This is a genomic window from Daejeonella sp. AP26 (assembly GCF_056680515.1).
This window is the reverse complement of record NZ_CM155286.1, coordinates 3,576,039-3,593,080: the sequence shown is the minus strand read 5'-3', so window position 1 is coordinate 3,593,080 and position 17,042 is coordinate 3,576,039. Positions and strand designations below refer to the sequence as shown.

Here is a 17,042-nt window from a genome sequence, read left to right as displayed (position 1 = left end):
TTCTGTTAAGTAACTGATGCTGATGTAACGGCTTTGTGATGCCACTGAGTATAAATGAATCACTTTTTTTTAATTTTCATCCTCGTGGATACTTAAGAACGTAGGGGTAGTTTCTTCATAATGGCCTGTTAGCTAAGTGGAAAACGTATTAATAAGTCCGTCTGGTTTTCTGAGGTTGAGAGCCGCGGATTTGGCGAACTTCTTGATTGATAATCATAGGTTTACGAACTGTCAGGCTTAAAGGGAATTGAAAAACTTCATGCACAGGTTCGCCGCGGAGTTTTCCGGGATGCCATTTTCTTCCATTCTTTAAGACCCTTTCAACTTCCCGTGTGATTGAATAAGTTAATGATGGAAGAACTTTGACATTTGTAACCGCTCCATCAATTGAGACTTCAAAACTCATCATCATTTTGCCGGAAATGTCCCTGTCCAAAGCTTCTTTCGGATAACGGAAGTTTTGTTGAAAATATCTGTAAAAGTCTGGCCCGCCAACCGATGGTTGCGGCGCTTCCTTGATCATAGTATAATTAAAGTTACGCCCGTCGGGCAGGCGCTGTAATCCCGAAACTAGAATTCCATCCTTGTAGTCTTCTTCATAAAATCTTCCGGCTTCATTGTAGAACCCTTTCCAAAGTCCATTTTTTAGTCCTTCAACATAGCTCCCCTCTTCTTTCAACATATTATCCTCACCCACCAGAACAGTATAACCGGTTCCGTTTTTAACAGTTTGTACTCCGGACGAGTCAAAATATGATTTCAATCTTGCTTCACTGATTTTGCTATGGTTCGAGATAAGGCGTCCGTCAGGACTATATTCAATTTCTTTTTTTACACGCCCATTTGGATGAAAAAAAAGCTGTTCCAATAGGAATACCAAGTACGTAGGAAACCTGTTCAGTTTTTCTGCCGGTTTTAGAAAAACGGATAGTGGCTCATTCATAAATTATTCCTGGTTCAACTGAAGAGGCCTGGCCAATAAATTTTCTTGAATTATCTGGATAATATTCCAGCACTTTGAAATATCGATTAGCGGAATCTGGCTCCTCAATAATGCGGATAAATTCTGCAGTGTCTTTGTTTTTAACTTCCTGACCTTCTCCTTTCATGAAGAATATCTGTCTTTTCTGAGCTATCGAATTATGAAAACTGAATAAGAAGACAGCGAGCGATAAAAAGGTTTTTAGATAGAAATTCATGAGTAATAATACGAAATACACAGGCTAAATAAAGTATCATTAAAACTATTAAAATTAAAATAGCTGTAGATAAAATGAGACATAAATGCTGTAACTATAACGATAAAAGAAACGTATAATCGTTGGAACGGGTTTTGCGTGGTTCGCAATAATTTATTTTAGATTTATGAAAAAGACCATTATTGCCCTTATAGCAATCACAAGTATAATATCAGGCTGTTCAACCGTGCAGTCGCTTGTTCGTTCTACATTTCCCTACACCGCAACGTTAATAGTTCCGGCTAGTTCAAAAACAAATACTACATTATCTGCTACCAGTTCGGCCAGCAGTTTCGACCAGATCTTTACCGGTCAGGGGTCAAATACAAATTCTGTTAAAGAGGTTCGGATCGCCTCGGCAAAACTAGATGCAAGTAATCCTGCAAACCAGAATCTAGGCGTATTCAAGTCTATACGCCTGTATATTTCCAGAGGCGATGGTTCGTCTGAAATAATGGTGGCTCAGCGTAGCGATATATCTGCAACTGTTGGGAATAACCTGGTTTTAGATATTGATAACTCGCGGTTTTTAGATGAATATATTAAAGGGAGTACTGTAAGAATACGCATGGAATACCAATTGCGTGGCGGATTAAATACCGACGTCAGTGTAAAAACGAGCTTAGGGTTTAGTACTGTGCCGGCCACTAAATAGTAAGTTTTTCTTTTGATTAAATAATGTTTGGTTAATGCTAGTCCTCCAGCTGTGAAGCAGGAGGATTTTTTTTGTCCCTGCTTTAAGGGTGTTCTGGTATTGGACCATTCCGTACAGGTTCGCGTTAGTCTATTAAATTGGACTGATAAAAGAATGAGTAAAACTGTAGCAAAGAAATGGTCTGAACTATCAGGACGGACTGTTACATTAGTTGACAGACTTATTAAAGACCAGTCAGGAGAAATCTTAACCTGATGACCATAATGATACGAGCTTGGGGGGATTGATTGATAGTTAACCCTTTAAATCTTGACAGATACCGTGAAATCAGGGTGCATATCACCAATAATAATTAAACAAGGGAATAATATCAGATATTTGGCGCCACAGGTGATTTATATAATGTTACTTCAGGTTTCTTTTTGGGAATTGATTATCAACCAGCTGGCAGCAACAACCTTGCTAGAGTGGATAGGTACAGTATCGGGTTTTGCCTGTGTATACCTGGCGGCAAAACAAAATATATGGAACTGGCCAGTCGCTATTATTAGTGTGATAGCGTACTCAATCCTTTTTTATGAATATCAATTATACGGCGATGCGGTTCTGCAACTCTACTTCATGGCGACCTCTTTTTATGGATGGTATTACTGGATAAAAAGGAAAGAGTCGCATAAAAAGCCAATCGCTAACCTGAGTAATATCGGAATTGTAAAAGTTGTGATCAGCAGCATTCTACTTACTTTTATGATGGGCTGGTTTCTGGATAACTATACCGATACAAACGTTCCCTACGCTGATGGCTTTTGCACAGCAATCAGCTTTATAGCACAGCTTTTAATGACCAGAAAAATATTGCAAAGCTGGATTCTATGGATCATTGTGGATATTTGTTACGTTCCTTTATATCTTTACAAAGATCTGATGCTAACCGCCATCTTGTACACACTCTTCCTCGCACTTGCGGTTATGGGTTATCTGGAATGGAAAAAAACCTATAATCTGGCACTAGACTCCACGGCTTCCTGATTGATGAATATAAAAAAAATAGCAATTGTCGGACCTGAGTCAACGGGTAAGTCTACACTATCTGCCAGCCTCGCAAGTCATTACAACACAGTCTGGGTTCCTGAGTTTTCCAGGGAGTACTGCTCTATGCTAACCGCTCCATGTACCTGGCAGGATGAGATAAATATTTTTAATGGCCAGCTTGAGTTAGAACGGCAAACCCTGCCATTCGCGAATAATATCCTGATCTGTGACACCACGATTCTGACTGTAAAGATCTGGAGCGAGCATACCTTCGGAGAATCTCCACGGGAAGTATTAAATAAACTGCCTGAACATCCTTATGACCTTTATTTGTTGATGGATATTGACCTGCCCTGGCAAGAGGATGATCTCCGTGATTTTCCCAACCTGCGAGAGCATTTTATGGAGATCTGGCATAAAGAGTTGCAATCTCTTAACGCAACTTATGTAGTCATATCAGGAAGTGATGAACAACGCCAGGGAAATGCAGTAAAAGCGATTAACCGATTTTTACAACGTTAGTTCCAAAAGAATACTATTGTCTTTCTTCACGCGCTGCCCCTTCTAATTCTTATCTGCGTAACTCATTTTTGTATCAGCCTCCGGACGATGTGTTTCCAACATGTTACATGATCTCTCCCTTTCTTAACATAAATTAACATGTCAGCAATTTGTAATTATTTAGCTTTAAGTGGGATAATTGTTCAATAGACGGTGCAACGTTCAAAAAACGGCTGCGTCTCTTAATCAGAAATTAAAATGTTGGAAGCTGTTTATACAGATCAGCATTTCAACCTGGTGGTTGAATGCAAAAAGGGCAGCCGGAAAGCCCAGTATGATTTATACAGGCTTTATTCCAAAGCCATGTTTAACGTGGCGCAACGAATTCTGAATGACGCTGACGAAGCTGCCGATGTGTTGCAGGAAGCATTCATAGATGCTTTTGCAAGAGTTGGCGATTTCAGGCAGGAGACCACTTTTGGCTTATGGATGAAACAAATTGTGATCAACAAATCCATAAGTCAGCTGCGAAAGAGAAAAAAAGAAATGGTTTCCCTCGATGAGGTAAATATTGAGGAAGTACCTGATGAGGAGTCTCCAGACATGGAGGAAATTGAGCTGCAGGTAAAGCAGGTAAAGGACGCAATTCAGCATCTTCCAGATGGTTACCGCGTTGTGCTCTCACTTTATTTATTAGAAGGCTACGACCATGAGGAGATTTCGCACATTTTAAAGATTAGTGAAAACACGTCAAGGACTCAGTATATGCGAGCAAGGCGAAAATTGGTAGAAATTTTAAAACAACAGGGGATACATTATAACTGACACAATGATGTATTTATAGCCAGGTCAAGACATCATAAAAATAAATCAAATCAGGAGAGATAAAGATGGAAGAAAGATTAGAAAATTTTATAAAACAGAACAAGAGAGACTTCGACCAATTTGAGCCACCCGCTGGCTTGTGGGAGAAAATTGAAAAGGAACTCGAAGAGAAGCAGAAGGTACAACCAAAAACAGCAAGGGTAATAAGGTTGAGTTTTCTTTTAAAAATGGTTGCTTCACTTGCCATTATTGTTGCTGCAGGCCTGTTCTTATGGCAATATCAATACAAGCAGGCTACTGACCTGGCTAACATTGATCCGGTGCTAGCCAAGCAGCAGATACACTATGCTTCGGTAATAGAAACAAAACGCAGTGAATTGAAAAGAATAGAAAAAGAAGAACCACACTTATACCAGGAATTTTCCTCTGAAATCAGAAAAATGGATGAAAGTTACCAGCGCTTAAAAAGCGACCTTCCAAGCAGTCCTAACCAGGAGGAAACTGTAAAAGCAATGATCCGGAACTTGCAGATACAGGCCGAAGTGTTAAACCAGCAGCTAAAGGTGATTAAGCAAATTAATGAATCAAAAAAACAACAGAACAATGAAACAAAATCTATATAAGGGACTGCTCAGCCTTGCGATAGCATTGCTAATTACGCAGCCATTACTTGCACAATCCGGAATAATCACACCTGTAGCACCCGATTCTCCAATGGGAGCCCGTTATGCCGGGAAACTTGCCGCGTCAGACATTAAAGTTGATTTTAAGCTTACAGATCAAAAGATAAAGAATCTTAATGGTCAGCTTGCTAAATTAAACCACTCTTTGAAAAATTTGGATGTTAGGCTGGCACCAAAAATTGCTGTCTTAGATAACAGGGTGGTAGAGGTTTTTGGAAATATTGCCGATAACTACGAAGGAAACATTAACCAGAATTTCTCGCAACCAGAGGTCGATGCCAATTACGTTCAACCCTCTGAAAAGGTAAAAACGATAAGTAAAACATATCCTGCCGACGCTAATGATAAGCTTTCTATAAGCAATCAGTATGGCCAGGTGGTAGTAAATACCTGGGCAAAGAAGGAGTTTCGGATAGATATTGAAATTAAATCCTACGAATCATCTGATAGCAAGGCGCAGGATCAGCTTGATGCAGTAAGCATTAGCGAATCAAAGCAGGGTGATCTGGTTAGCTTTAAAACCAATATCAATAAGAAGAACATTAGCTGGTGGTCACGGACAAAGAATGGCAAAGAAGAAAAGAGAGGTGTTCAAATTAATTATGTGGTTTATATGCCAGTAAAAAACCCGCTCGATATTACCAATCGTTACGGAAGGACGGTACTTCCTGATTTAGATGGCCCGCTGAGCATTACTAGTTCCTATGGCTCATTAACCGCTCAAACATTGAATAATGCGGCTAACCGCATCAAGGTAAGCTATGGCTCTGCAAGCATCGAAGGTTATTCATCCGGAATACTCGACGTCTCTTACGGTAGTTTAAAATTAGCTAACGCAGATAAACTAAGTGCTGATATCAGATATAGCACCGCCAAAATTGGTAAGCTAACCAGTGGCGGTAATATTGATCTGGCTTATGGAGATTGCAAAGTGGAGTCAGTAGATAAGAGCATCAGAAGCCTTATCATCAATTCTTCTTACTCTGGATTAACCATGCGTATCGACGAAGCTGCCAATTTTAACTTTGATGTTACTGTAAGCTATGCGGGATTTAATTTCAATGAAGATAAGGTGAATATAATCAGTAAAACTCCTGACGGAAATGCCAAAGGATGGAACCCCACTAAAAACTACAAAGGCACTTTTGGAAAGGGTTCTGAGTCACGAGTAATTATCAAATCCAATTATGGTGGGGTTAAGTTTTTGTAAATGTAAATAGTCATTGAAAAAACCTTTTAGTCAAAACTAAAAGGTTTTTTTTTGTTTTTAAGTCTTTGGTCTTACTTTCGTGCTTTTGCGTAAAACGATAAATTATGGAATGGCTTTCTGATCCACAAATTTGGATCTCATTAATTACCCTTACTGTGCTTGAAATAGTGTTGGGAATAGACAACATTATTTTCATTTCCATAATGGCAGCCAAACTGCCCGTCGAAAAGCAGAAGAAGGCGCGTCAGATTGGATTGGCGCTGGCAATGATCACCCGTGTTTTGCTATTATTATCGCTAACCTGGATTATGACCCTAACTAAGCCGCTCTTTAGTATGGGTGACTGGATTGGTATTACAGATCCCGACTGGCTGCAAAAGCTAACTATATCTGGGAGGGACCTTATCTTAATTATTGGAGGATTATTCCTTATTTATAAAAGTACTACAGAGATTCACGAAAAGCTTGAAGGAGAGGAACATGCAGTTCAAACAAAGGCAGTTGTTACATTTTCAGGTGTTATAGTGCAGATCTTAATTCTGGATGTAGTGTTTTCCCTGGATTCCGTTATTACTGCGGTTGGGATGGCCGATCATATTGGAGTAATGATCGCTGCGGTAGTGATCGCGGTAGTTGTGATGATGGTGTCAGCAGGAGGCATTAGTAATTTCGTCAACAAGCATCCTACTGTAAAGATGCTGGCTCTATCCTTCCTTTTATTAATTGGCGTTTCACTTCTTGCAGAAGGTTTCGAACAGCATATACCTAAAGGTTACATCTACTTCGCGATGGCGTTCTCCGTGTTGGTTGAGATGCTAAACCTGAAGACGAAAAAGACTGCTAACGAACCTGTGCATTTACACAATGTACCTGACGATCCTAATGATTAGGGTTGAGGTATCAGGTATCAAGTATATAAGTTTTGAGTTGTAGGTTCAGCCGGTATACCTTGCTGCAACTTTCAACTCAAAGCCTGCAACTTCTTCATCCCACCCGGCACAGCAAGCCTTTCAAATACTCTCCTTCTGGAAATGATGACCTTACCGGATGATCCTCTGGTTGAGAAAACTGGTGAATGAACTGCACTTCTTTGCCTGCATCTAAAGCTGCCCAGGCAAGTATCTGCTTGAAGGTAGCAATATCAATTGCCCCAGAGCATGAAAAGGTGGCCAGTAAGCCGCCTTCTTCCAGCAATAGCATCGCTTGGCGGTTCAAATCTTTGTAAGCTCGTGAGGCCTTATTAACTGCTGAGCGTGAAGGAGCATATTTAGGCGGGTCAAGAATGATCACATCAAACTTTTCACCGCTCTCACGAAAAGCACGAAGCTGCTTATTCACATCCGACTGAAACAACCGATGCGTTGCATTTTGGAATTTATTAATCTCAATATTCCTTTTTAAAGTCTCCAAAGCCAGCGCAGAGCTGTCAACACTGGTAACCTCTGATGCGTTTTGCTTAAAAGCGTTCAGGCTAAAGCCACCAGAATAGCTAAAACAGTCCAGAACCTTCTTTCCTGCCGTATGATCAGCCACAACCTTCCGGTTGTCCCGCTGGTCACAATAGAATCCAGACTTCTGACCCGAAGATATATTTACATCGTACATAACACCGTTTTCCTTAACTGTTACGTATTCCGGCGGCTCAACGCCGCTTAGAATTCCGCCGGAAGAGGCTTCCATCCCTTCGTGACTACGTGCGGAAGGATCGCTGCGGTCAAAGATGCCTAACGGGTCTAAAAGTTGCTGGAGCTCATCTAAAATTACTGCCTTGTTCCGTTCAATACCTGCCGTCAGAATTTGTACAGATAAATAGTCGGCAAAGCGATCTACAATGAGACCCGGTAAAAAGTCAGCTTCGCTAAAAATTAAACGATAGGTATTAGTACCCTCGTTGGTCATCAGATCTTGTCTCGCCTGCACAGCTTTTTTAATCCGCCACCTCCACCACTCTTCATTTATTTGAACCTGCTGATCCCACTCGAGCACCCTGATTGCTACACGTGATTGATCGTTGTAAAAACCATAGGCTAAAAATTCACCCTGATTGTCTGTGACGGTAACTATCTCACCATTTTCGGGCTTCCCTTTCACCTGTTCAACAGCGCCGGAAAATATCCAGGGGTGTAATTGTCTGACGGCTTTCTCTTTTCCTTTTTTTAATTTTACCACGTGCATCCTGCAAAACTAAGTAAGATTTTCAGATTAAGGTTACCGATAAAAGCTTAACGAAATTGTATTTTTTGCTGCAGCTGTTCCGTAGGAAGATTTTGTCGGTAGCAAAGAATGTAGTCCCGCGACCCGGCGTTCCATCGGAACGCTTTGTGTTAATAGGCGCTATTTATTTTTAAAGAATCTTTCTGATATGTTTAATCCCATCAACGATAACAACCAAACAAACTGAACACTCCTTTCAATTCATATTCCCTTACTACATTTGTGCATGCAAGAAATAAACTGGGAAGACTTTGAAAAGGTCGAACTAAGAGCAGGAACAATAATCGAAGCAGTTGAATTTTCTGAAGCCCGTAAGCCAGCCTATAAAATTAAAGTCGACTTCGGCATTTACGGAACCAAGTGGAGCAGCGCACAGATCACTAAAAACTATTCTCTTGATGAGCTTCCGGGCAAGCAGGTCATTGCCGTTGTGAACTTCCCACCGAAACAAATCGCTAATTTTGTTTCTGAGTTTTTGGTTACCGGTTTCACTGATAGCCAGGGAAATATTGTTCTGGCGTCTGTTGATAGCCAGGTGCCCAACGGCACACTACTTATTTAAATCACCAGTAGGGTTACAGAATGAGATATATAAATTTCGGAGAGGAGAGTGAGGTCGTTCCTGATGAGTTTTTTATGGCAGAGGCTTTGAAGGAGGCCCGCCTTGCCCTGAAGCTTGATGAAGTTCCTATCGGAGCGGTAATTGTGCACAAGGATCATATTATAGGCAAAGGTCATAATCTGACTGAAACGCTTAAAGATGTTACCGCTCATGCGGAAATGCAGGCCTTTACGGCTGCAGCCAATTACACCGGGGGAAAGTACCTGAAGGATTGCACCCTATATGTAACTATTGAGCCCTGCGTGATGTGCGCCGGGGCATCGTACTGGACTCAGATCAGCAGGATTGTTTATGGCGCCGACGATCCGCAACGCGGGTTCTCGCAAATTAAACAGCGGATCACCCATCCGCGTACAGAAGTAGTGGCAGGTATCCGTGCAAAAGAATGCGGTGACCTCGTAAAAAACTTCTTCCAGAGTAAAAGGAATAAAACTTAACCTTCAATTGAACGATTTTCAACATTACAGGGTTATATTTGTTAAGTCTTATTATTCATCATTAAATCACAACGATCATGGCATTTGAATTACCAGCGTTACCATACGCAACCGACGCTTTAGAACCGCATATTGATAAAATGACTATGGAAATACACCATGGCAAACATCACCAGGCTTATGTTGACAATTTAAACAAAGCTCTAGCCGGTTCAGAAGGTGAGAACCTAAAGATTGAAGAGCTAATGGCTTCAGTTTCAAAATACCCGGTAGCAGTTAGAAACAATGGTGGTGGACATTTTAACCATACGCTCTACTGGTCAATAATGTCCCCAAATGGTGGCGGTGCTCCAACTGGTGACTTAGCAGTAGCAATAAACGATGCTTTCGGATCTTTCGAAGACTTCAAAAAGAAGTTTGCTGAAGCTGGTGCAACACGTTTTGGATCGGGATGGGCCTGGTTAATTACTGATGCAGGAGGAAAGCTTCAGGTATCATCAACTCCCAATCAAGACAATCCATTAATGGACTTGGCAGAAATCAAAGGCACTCCGGTTTTGGGAATGGATGTCTGGGAACATGCTTATTACTTGAAGTACCAAAATAAGCGCCCGGATTATATCGTTGCCTTCTGGAACGTAATAAACTGGGATGCAGTAGCTGATCGGTTTGCCAAAGCAAAAAAATAAAGCTAAACGCAAACATTAAGTAAGAGATGGTGTATTATTATATAGTACACCATTTTTATTTTAAACCTTATGAGAAAATTATATCCATTAACAGCAATCCTCTTGGTAACCCTATTCAGCAGTTGCGAGCTTATAGGTGATATCTTTAAAGCTGGTGCTTATACCGGAATTATCATTGTTGTCATCATTGTCGCATTAGTTATCTGGTTATTTTCTAAATTCAGAAGCCGGGGCTGATCAGGTGTAGATTTCCATCACCTCTTTCTTCTTTTTACTTTTTAACGCTTTCGGCACAATCTCGAGGATCTCTTTCTCAAGAGTGGCAATCAGGTTGCGCTTCAGAAAGTTGCGGTGTGTTACAATACTTATTTCCCTGGTTGGTTCCGGGGATTTAAAGTGCCGCACACGCTGCATCTGGCTGGAAGAAAGGTCTGATACAGCTAGCTCCGGAAGTATTGTAATTCCATTATTTAAATCCACCATCCTTTTCAAGGTTTCTAAACTGCCGGTATTGTACTCAAACTGTTTACCAGGCCCCGCTTTTTTTCGCTGGCAAATATTAAGCACCTGGTTTCGCATACAATGCCCCTCGTTTAACAGCCACACCTCTTCCGGGTTTATATCTGCTGCTTTTACCAGTTTCTTCTTTAATAAAGAGTGCGATTTCGAAACATACGACACGAAACTTTCATAGAATAGCGGTCTTTCGTTAAGCGAACGATCGTCAACAGGAGTAGATAAAATTCCGCAATCTAACTGTCCCGATTTTAATTGTTTAATAATTTGCTCTGTTGTAAATTCCCATATCATCAGCTGGACGCCAGGGTATTTATTCATGAAATTTAAAATAACCCGCGGAAGGAGATAAGGTGCAATTGTGGGGATGATCCCGAGTTTAAGTTCTCCGCCTATTTCGTCTTTTAGATCCGCAACAATCTCGTTAAGCTTTCCGCTTTCTTTTAATATGGTCCGCGCCTGCTCAATAATGTCTATCCCTATATCAGTAGGAACAACAGGCTGCTTGCTGCGATCAAACAGCGTAACCCCCAGATGGTCTTCAAGCTTCTGAAGCTGCATACTTAAAGTGGGTTGAGTTACAAAACACTTTTCGGCGGCTAACACAAAATTTCGGTATGTATCTAAAGCTACCAGGTATTCAAGTTGGACAAGTGTCATTGCTATAGGTATTCTTTATATTATAGTGAATAATATTGAAGTTAGCTATATCTAATGTTATGAGCAATTAATTGCTCATAAAGTTGCACTCATGAAAAAAAATTGACAATTTATTTGGCAATAATTATTGTCATTGGTTAAAGTCGAAGAATAAAAGCCGATAGCTGGAAGGGAACCAAAAGACAACATTTGAAACTAGTAATAAGGGGTGACGTCAGGGAGGAAATTCGATTCCTTTAGAAAAGGTCACAGTGAGACAAATCTGGACACAAAAAAGCCGCCCGGATCTTCTTCCGGGCGGCTTTGACTAATAATCTTACTCCACTGTTACCGACTTGGCCAGGTTACGGGGTTGATCTACGTTGCAACCCCGCATTACTGCTATGTGGTATGATAATAATTGTAATGGTATGGTGGCTATCAGCGGTAAGAACATTTCGTCAGTATCAGGTATCTCAATGGTATAATCAGCCATTCTCTTAACATCTGTGTCGCCTTCTGTTACAATGGCTATAACCATTCCCTTGCGTGCTTTTACTTCCTGAATGTTGCTGATTACCTTCTCGTAAGATGAGTTACGTGTTGCAATCACCACCACCGGCATTTCCTCGTCGATAAGAGCAATCGGACCGTGTTTCATTTCTGCGGCTGGATAACCTTCGGCATGTATGTATGAAATCTCTTTCAGCTTAAGGGCGCCCTCAAGAGCTACCGGAAAACCACTGCCCCGGCCAAGAAAAAGAAAATTGCGGGCATCTTTGAATTTAGCGGCAATCTCTTTAACACGGTCGTTAGACTGCAAGCATCTTTCAACTAAAACTGGTATGTTTTCAAGTTCAGAAAGTAAGTGAACCAATTTTGATTGGGTTATCGTTCCGCGTTGCTGAGCCATATAAATAGCCATCAAAGTGAGCACGGTAACCTGGGCTGTGAAAGCTTTGGTTGAGGCTACCCCTATTTCAGGACCTGCGTGGGTATAAACTCCAGCATGACTCGCTCGTGGAATCGAAGCCCCGACAACATTACAAACGCCAAAAATGGTAGCGCCTTTTTCTTTAGCTATTTGAATAGCTGCCATAGTATCTGCAGTCTCGCCCGACTGAGAGATGGCAATAACGATGTCTTTTTCTGAAATAATTGGATTGCGGTATCTGAACTCAGAAGCATATTCTACCTCTACCGGGATACGGGCACATTCTTCAATCAGGTATTCGGCCACTAAGCCGGCATGCCATGAAGTACCACAGGCGATAATCACAATCCGGTCAATATTTTTAAGCTTTTCAGCGTATTCCTTAATACCGCCTAATTGCACAAGCCCTTCTGAGGGATAGATACGGCCGCGCATACAATCTTTGATGGAACGAGGCTGCTCATAGATTTCCTTGAGCATAAAATGCTCGTATCCGCCCTTTTCAAGCATCTCAAGTTCAAGCTCCAGCTCATGGATATAGGGCGTCTGAATAACGTTGTCAATACTCTTAATCAGTAACTCATCGCGTTTTATAAAAGCGATCTCATTATCATTAAGGTAAATTACGTTTTTAGTATACTCTACGATAGGAGAAGCATCAGAAGCGATGAAATATTCATACTCACCAACGCCAATAACCAATGGAGAGCCCTTACGTGCTGCGATCAACTGATCGGGTTCATCCTTGCTCATTATAACAATGGCATAGGCTCCAATCACTTCATTTAAAGCGAGTCTTACAGCTTCTCTCAGATCGAGATTAGTTTCTTTCTGTATTTCTTCAATCAGGTGAATAAGAACTTCGGTATCCGTATCGCTTTTGAATACATGACCCCTCGTTATTAAAGCCTCCTTTAAAGAGCTATAATTCTCAATAATACCGTTGTGAATAATTGCTAAACGTTCGTCGCCTGAAGAATGGGGATGTGAATTTACGTCTGAAGGAGCGCCGTGCGTAGCCCAACGAGTATGCCCCATGCCCATATAACCGCCGAGGTTGTCATGTTCGGTAAATGATTCAAGCTCACTTACTTTGCCGGCCTTCTTATAAATATTTAAACTTCCGTTCATTAAGGCCACACCTGCGCTATCGTAACCACGATATTCTAAACGATGTAACCCTTTAATAACAATAGGCCACGCTTCACGGTGACCTATATATCCTACAATTCCACACATAGATTATTCCTTAGGTAAACTTTGGTCTAATCTACCAAAACGATACCAAATAGTTTAGTTGGCTTTCGTATAAATAATATTTAATTTCATTCTAAAGGGACCCGTTTGACTTCCGCTACCTATTGCAACTCTGGATACTGTAGTTGCAGATGGGGACAAGGCCTGCTCGTTGGTCGCGTCCTTATTTACTGCAGTGATATAAGTATTATACTGCTTTAACTTACCGTTTAAAAGATTCTGGATATAAGCAGTCAATGTAAACTTGTATAAGTTGCCCGGAGTAACGAAAATACCACCTAAAGAGGCATCACTGATTCCAAGAAGCACATCTGGAATTTGCTGGCGTTGTTCTGCAATGTCAGTACGATAAAGAAACAGTCTGGGTGCCGGAGAAAAAATATCTGTACCGCCTTCTACAAGAACCACCAATTCCGCTTTGTTGATCGTAATATTTCCAAGCGCCTTTAAATTTTCCAGGTAAGGGAACGTAAGATGTGTTTTTACTCCACCCAGAGGTTGAATATAATTTACTTCATAAGTTGTATCAGGAGCATTTAATTGCGTTTCAATAGGAGTGCCCACATAGTTATGTTTGATTGTTGCCGCTGAAGCGCTCGTGTTTATTGGGAAAACGTTTAAATTAGTATCTATTGTCGTTCCGGTCTGATTACGGTAATACAATTCAACACGGCTTGCGGTATCGGCAAGGTTAAATGTCGCTAGTCCACCCGCACCAGTCGTTAAATCTTTGTTCACTCTGATTTGAAGTCCCTTAATAAAATCATTGAAAGCAGAGTTAGTTTTAAAATGAGCAGTATCTGCATCAAAGAATTTACTCTGTATGAATGCAGCGGTAAGAGGGATACGAAGTTGGGGACCCTTTTTTACTGTGATATCTGGTTTACCTTCTACTATCTGAATGATCGAAACACTATCTTTAAGATTGACTTTTGCTAGTTTGCTCCCAACCGTACCCGGACTAGCCGGATGTTCTGCGTTACTGTAGTAGTTACTGCTAATGGTTAAACGCTCCGCCAATTGACCAACTTCCACCATTAAACGAGAATTAACGTCGCCGGTGTATTCATCGCTATATTTTAAGACTAAAACTGCTGAATCAAGCATGGGTGAATTTCCAAAATTCACTGTTTCGGAAGGCAGGTCTAATGATATCGCAACTTTTGCATCTGTTGGTCCGAATAACGGATCATTAAGATAACCTATCGGATACTCTAATAAATTGCTCGTTCTAACCGAATCTTCTTTTACCGTTGCAGTTCGCACTGTTAAACTATCAATCAACTTTCCTTCAATAGCATTCTCGGGATCAACATCCAAACCTATACCGTCCGGGTTTTCGCAACCTGTTAAAATGAAAAGACTTATCAACAGCGTTAATAAGTCTTGTTTATATAATTTCATGTGTATGCTTTACTTTTTAATCTAAAGAAACGAGTTCCTCGCTTGCAATTTCTTCGTAAAGGTTATAATAATTTTCGTAATCAGAAGTAGAAATGTATTCTAACGTTGTTTTACCTGCTTTTTTAACAAACTTTAACACATCAGAATTAATGGTTTCGCTGCCGAAAACCACTGCATCAGAGTAGCCAATTGCACCAATATTCAGAGCAGTAATATCACCGGCCTTATACGCAGATGTGTGATCAGCACTCATGCCGCCCATAACTGCTTTAGATGCAAAACTATCACTTAGTTTCTCAGAAAAATCATCCTCATAAACAGAATAAACCACTTTTGAATTTTTAAAGGTAGGGTCATCTTTATATAAAGTTTTTAGATACACCGGTACCAATGCGCTCATCCAGCCATGGCAATGTACCACATCCGGTGCCCATCCTAGTTTCTTAACAGTTTCTAACGCGCCCTTGCAAAAGAAAATAGTGCGCTCGTCGTTATCATCATAAAATTTATTATCCTTGTCCGTGAAAACGTACTTCCGTTGGAAATACTCTTCATTATCCAGGAAATATACCTGCATGCGCGCTGCGGGAATGGACGCTACTTTGATAATCAGTGGATTATCATTGTCGTTTATAACGATGTTCATGCCTGAAAGACGAATAACTTCGTGCAAACGGTTACGGCGTTCGTTGATATTTCCGAAACGCGGCATCAGGATCCGGATTTCAAATCCTTTATCCTGCATGGCTTGCGGTAATTGACGTGTTATTTCAGAAATTTTGGTAAGTTCCAGGAACGGCGACATCTCATGGGTTATAAACAGAAGCTTCGTTTTTGCCATCTCCAATTTTGTTTTAGTAAATTAATATTAGGAAAGTGTTTGGAACCGCAAATATAAGCATATTATATCAGTTTATCAACGTTTTATCCAAAGTTGTTTGGTGGTTTTTAAGTATTTACCCATTTTTGGCGGTTATATCTTAACCTTTATAATTTGAAAGTTTTTACTACCCGGGTTGCTCTCTCCGGATATATCTCGGAGCAAAAAGCAGTCGGTAAAAGTGTTGGGCTTGTGCCGACAATGGGTGCTCTTCATGCCGGACATTTATCATTGATCAGTGAAGCACGCCAGGCATGTGACCTGGTGGTTTGCAGCATCTTTGTAAATCCCACGCAATTTAATGACCCTAACGATCTTGCTAAATATCCCAGACCCATTGAGGCCGATATTGAAATGCTAAAGGAGGCCGGATGTGATGTTTTGTTTATGCCCGAGGTATCCGAAATGTATACCGAGGGAGAATCATGGCTCATCAACCTGAATGGCCTTGATAATATTCTGGAAGGTAAAATAAGGCCCGGACATTATCAGGGCGTCACTCAAATAGTTAAAAAGCTTTTTGACACAGTAATGCCGGACAAGGCCTTTTTTGGACAGAAAGATTACCAGCAGGTAAAAGTTATTATGGAACTGGTGAGGCAATACGAAATTCCCGTTCAACTTATTATGTGTCCTATCATTCGCGAAGATGACGGATTGGCGATGAGCTCGAGGAACGTTCATCTTTCAGTCAATGAACATCAACGGGCCCTTGTGCTATCCCGTGCACTAAAGCTGGCAACAGATATTTATCCAAATAAGCCGATCGCTGAAGTTAAAGAGGAAGTAAGCCAATTTGTGCATAAAACACCAGGAGTGGATCTGGAGTATTTTGAAATTTGTGATCAGGAAACGCTGCAGCCCGTAGCCGAAAAGGATGGCCGGCCTTTGGTAGCTCTCATAGCCGCAAAAGTTGGACACATCCGTTTGATCGATAATGTGACACTGGATTAGTACAACTATCTCATAAAACTAATTATTCTTCAAGAGCTTCTCTTGCTTTAGGGTTTGCTAACCTGCCTTAGAATTGCATAGCCATTAACTGTTCTGCGATTTCGCGTACGGGTTTAAAAGTAAATTTTCGCGAATGTGGCCCAAAGTGACCCCACAGGAGGTATAAATCTGATATCTCGATTTCTACAAATTTCACTTGAGTATTCCAACACCCGTATATAGTGATATGGTCTGCTGTAAATCGGAAACCATAGCATGATACGGGCCCTATTAGAGACGGTCGATCATACAGGTGCTGTAACAGGATGTCGATTAGCAAGTTGGCGCCTTCCGAACTCCGATAATTTTGAAA

The 17,042-nt window shown here is 40.9% G+C and carries 19 protein-coding genes; 12 read left to right on the top strand and 7 right to left on the bottom strand.

Going from position 1 to position 17,042, the window contains the following annotated elements; all coding sequences use genetic code 11:
* Positions 1 to 148 precede the first annotated feature (148 nt).
* Together AC1MCB_RS15325 and AC1MCB_RS15320 are read right to left on the bottom strand one after the other, a co-directional pair.
* Positions 149 to 943, bottom strand: coding sequence for an energy transducer TonB (locus AC1MCB_RS15325; protein WP_479965584.1), 795 nt, complete (start codon positions 941 to 943; stop codon positions 149 to 151).
* Positions 936 to 1,199, bottom strand: coding sequence for a hypothetical protein (locus AC1MCB_RS15320; protein ID WP_479965583.1), 264 nt, complete (start codon positions 1,197 to 1,199; stop codon positions 936 to 938). The genes AC1MCB_RS15325 and AC1MCB_RS15320 overlap by 8 nt, the downstream gene beginning before the upstream one ends.
* A gap of 166 nt (positions 1,200 to 1,365) precedes the next feature.
* Here AC1MCB_RS15320 and AC1MCB_RS15315 point away from each other — a divergent pair, with 166 nt between their 5' ends.
* The 7 genes from AC1MCB_RS15315 (at position 1,366) to AC1MCB_RS15285 (ending at position 7,034) form a co-directional block, all read left to right on the top strand.
* Entirely contained in the window at positions 1,366 to 1,893 is a 528-nt protein-coding gene (locus tag AC1MCB_RS15315; protein WP_479965582.1) for a hypothetical protein, read from the top strand.
* Positions 1,894 to 2,295: 402 nt separating this feature from the next.
* Positions 2,296 to 2,922 carry a nicotinamide riboside transporter PnuC gene (pnuC, locus tag AC1MCB_RS15310; protein WP_479965581.1) on the top strand — a complete coding sequence of 209 codons (627 nt, stop codon included), beginning with the start codon at positions 2,296 to 2,298 and terminating at the stop codon, positions 2,920 to 2,922.
* Between the two features lie 3 nt (positions 2,923 to 2,925).
* Complete coding sequence (locus tag AC1MCB_RS15305) at positions 2,926 to 3,447, top strand: AAA family ATPase (protein WP_479965580.1); 522 nt, start codon at positions 2,926 to 2,928, stop codon at positions 3,445 to 3,447.
* A 237-nt stretch (positions 3,448 to 3,684) separates the two neighbouring features.
* Positions 3,685 to 4,251, top strand: coding sequence for an RNA polymerase sigma factor (locus AC1MCB_RS15300; RefSeq protein WP_479965579.1), 567 nt, complete (start codon positions 3,685 to 3,687; stop codon positions 4,249 to 4,251).
* 65 nt (positions 4,252 to 4,316) lie between these two features.
* Entirely contained in the window at positions 4,317 to 4,874 is a 558-nt protein-coding gene (locus AC1MCB_RS15295) for a hypothetical protein (protein WP_479965578.1), read from the top strand.
* Entirely contained in the window at positions 4,855 to 6,144 is a 1,290-nt protein-coding gene (locus AC1MCB_RS15290) for a hypothetical protein (RefSeq protein WP_479965577.1), read from the top strand. The genes AC1MCB_RS15295 and AC1MCB_RS15290 overlap by 20 nt, the downstream gene beginning before the upstream one ends.
* 104 nt (positions 6,145 to 6,248) lie before the next feature.
* Complete coding sequence (locus AC1MCB_RS15285) at positions 6,249 to 7,034, top strand: TerC family protein (RefSeq protein WP_479965576.1); 786 nt, start codon at positions 6,249 to 6,251, stop codon at positions 7,032 to 7,034.
* A gap of 94 nt (positions 7,035 to 7,128) precedes the next feature.
* On the opposite strand, the gene AC1MCB_RS15280 is transcribed toward AC1MCB_RS15285, so the two are convergent.
* On the bottom strand, positions 7,129 to 8,319 hold the full coding sequence (locus tag AC1MCB_RS15280) for a class I SAM-dependent rRNA methyltransferase (protein WP_479965575.1): 1,191 nt from the start codon (positions 8,317 to 8,319) through the stop codon (positions 7,129 to 7,131).
* Positions 8,320 to 8,584: 265 nt separating this feature from the next.
* Between AC1MCB_RS15280 and AC1MCB_RS15275 the strand changes: the two genes are divergently transcribed.
* The 4 genes from AC1MCB_RS15275 (at position 8,585) to AC1MCB_RS15260 (ending at position 10,343) form a co-directional block, all read left to right on the top strand.
* Positions 8,585 to 8,920 carry a tRNA-binding protein gene (locus tag AC1MCB_RS15275; RefSeq protein ID WP_479965574.1) on the top strand — a complete coding sequence of 112 codons (336 nt, stop codon included), beginning with the start codon at positions 8,585 to 8,587 and terminating at the stop codon, positions 8,918 to 8,920.
* Positions 8,921 to 8,940: 20 nt separating this feature from the next.
* Positions 8,941 to 9,417 carry a nucleoside deaminase gene (locus AC1MCB_RS15270; protein WP_479965573.1) on the top strand — a complete coding sequence of 159 codons (477 nt, stop codon included), beginning with the start codon at positions 8,941 to 8,943 and terminating at the stop codon, positions 9,415 to 9,417.
* Positions 9,418 to 9,494: 77 nt separating this feature from the next.
* Positions 9,495 to 10,106, top strand: a complete 612-nt coding sequence (locus AC1MCB_RS15265; protein WP_479965572.1) for a superoxide dismutase — start codon at positions 9,495 to 9,497, stop codon at positions 10,104 to 10,106.
* Positions 10,107 to 10,175: 69 nt separating this feature from the next.
* Positions 10,176 to 10,343 (top strand): hypothetical protein, encoded by a 168-nt coding sequence (locus tag AC1MCB_RS15260; protein WP_479965571.1) that lies wholly within the window; start codon positions 10,176 to 10,178, stop codon positions 10,341 to 10,343.
* Here AC1MCB_RS15260 and AC1MCB_RS15255 read toward each other — a convergent pair whose 3' ends face one another.
* The 4 genes from AC1MCB_RS15255 to AC1MCB_RS15240 form a co-directional block, all read right to left on the bottom strand.
* The gene (locus AC1MCB_RS15255; RefSeq protein WP_479965570.1) at positions 10,344 to 11,282 is read right to left on the bottom strand and encodes a LysR substrate-binding domain-containing protein; all 939 of its coding nucleotides are present in this window, start codon (positions 11,280 to 11,282) and stop codon (positions 10,344 to 10,346) included. It abuts the gene before it with no gap.
* A 316-nt stretch (positions 11,283 to 11,598) separates the two neighbouring features.
* On the bottom strand, positions 11,599 to 13,434 hold the full coding sequence (gene glmS, locus AC1MCB_RS15250; RefSeq protein WP_479965569.1) for a glutamine--fructose-6-phosphate transaminase (isomerizing): 1,836 nt from the start codon (positions 13,432 to 13,434) through the stop codon (positions 11,599 to 11,601).
* Positions 13,435 to 13,488: 54 nt separating this feature from the next.
* Positions 13,489 to 14,856: a DUF4270 domain-containing protein gene (locus AC1MCB_RS15245; RefSeq protein ID WP_479965568.1), complete on the bottom strand. Its 1,368-nt coding sequence runs from the start codon at positions 14,854 to 14,856 to the stop codon at positions 13,489 to 13,491.
* Between the two features lie 16 nt (positions 14,857 to 14,872).
* A complete protein-coding gene (locus AC1MCB_RS15240) occupies positions 14,873 to 15,697 on the bottom strand; it encodes a glycogen/starch synthase (protein ID WP_479965567.1) in 825 nt (274 codons plus the stop codon).
* A 153-nt stretch (positions 15,698 to 15,850) separates the two neighbouring features.
* Here AC1MCB_RS15240 and panC point away from each other — a divergent pair, with 153 nt between their 5' ends.
* On the top strand, positions 15,851 to 16,690 hold the full coding sequence (gene panC, locus AC1MCB_RS15235; protein ID WP_479965566.1) for a pantoate--beta-alanine ligase: 840 nt from the start codon (positions 15,851 to 15,853) through the stop codon (positions 16,688 to 16,690).
* Positions 16,691 to 17,042: the final 352 nt, after the last annotated feature.

Coding starts and splice junctions, on each gene's coding strand:
- AC1MCB_RS15270 (WP_479965573.1), top strand. CDS start 8,941: ATGAGATATATAAATTTCGGAGAGGAGAGTGAGGTCGTTCCTGATGAG.
- pnuC (WP_479965581.1), top strand. CDS start 2,296: ATGTTACTTCAGGTTTCTTTTTGGGAATTGATTATCAACCAGCTGGCA.
- AC1MCB_RS15275 (WP_479965574.1), top strand. CDS start 8,585: ATGCAAGAAATAAACTGGGAAGACTTTGAAAAGGTCGAACTAAGAGCA.
- AC1MCB_RS15290 (WP_479965577.1), top strand. CDS start 4,855: ATGAAACAAAATCTATATAAGGGACTGCTCAGCCTTGCGATAGCATTG.
- AC1MCB_RS15255 (WP_479965570.1), bottom strand. CDS start 11,282: ATGACACTTGTCCAACTTGAATACCTGGTAGCTTTAGATACATACCGA.
- AC1MCB_RS15240 (WP_479965567.1), bottom strand. CDS start 15,697: ATGGCAAAAACGAAGCTTCTGTTTATAACCCATGAGATGTCGCCGTTC.
- AC1MCB_RS15280 (WP_479965575.1), bottom strand. CDS start 8,319: ATGCACGTGGTAAAATTAAAAAAAGGAAAAGAGAAAGCCGTCAGACAA.
- AC1MCB_RS15285 (WP_479965576.1), top strand. CDS start 6,249: ATGGAATGGCTTTCTGATCCACAAATTTGGATCTCATTAATTACCCTT.
- AC1MCB_RS15325 (WP_479965584.1), bottom strand. CDS start 943: ATGAATGAGCCACTATCCGTTTTTCTAAAACCGGCAGAAAAACTGAAC.
- AC1MCB_RS15295 (WP_479965578.1), top strand. CDS start 4,317: ATGGAAGAAAGATTAGAAAATTTTATAAAACAGAACAAGAGAGACTTC.
- AC1MCB_RS15305 (WP_479965580.1), top strand. CDS start 2,926: ATGAATATAAAAAAAATAGCAATTGTCGGACCTGAGTCAACGGGTAAG.
- AC1MCB_RS15260 (WP_479965571.1), top strand. CDS start 10,176: ATGAGAAAATTATATCCATTAACAGCAATCCTCTTGGTAACCCTATTC.
- glmS (WP_479965569.1), bottom strand. CDS start 13,434: ATGTGTGGAATTGTAGGATATATAGGTCACCGTGAAGCGTGGCCTATT.
- AC1MCB_RS15315 (WP_479965582.1), top strand. CDS start 1,366: ATGAAAAAGACCATTATTGCCCTTATAGCAATCACAAGTATAATATCA.
- AC1MCB_RS15300 (WP_479965579.1), top strand. CDS start 3,685: ATGTTGGAAGCTGTTTATACAGATCAGCATTTCAACCTGGTGGTTGAA.
- AC1MCB_RS15320 (WP_479965583.1), bottom strand. CDS start 1,199: ATGAATTTCTATCTAAAAACCTTTTTATCGCTCGCTGTCTTCTTATTC.
- AC1MCB_RS15265 (WP_479965572.1), top strand. CDS start 9,495: ATGGCATTTGAATTACCAGCGTTACCATACGCAACCGACGCTTTAGAA.
- AC1MCB_RS15245 (WP_479965568.1), bottom strand. CDS start 14,856: ATGAAATTATATAAACAAGACTTATTAACGCTGTTGATAAGTCTTTTC.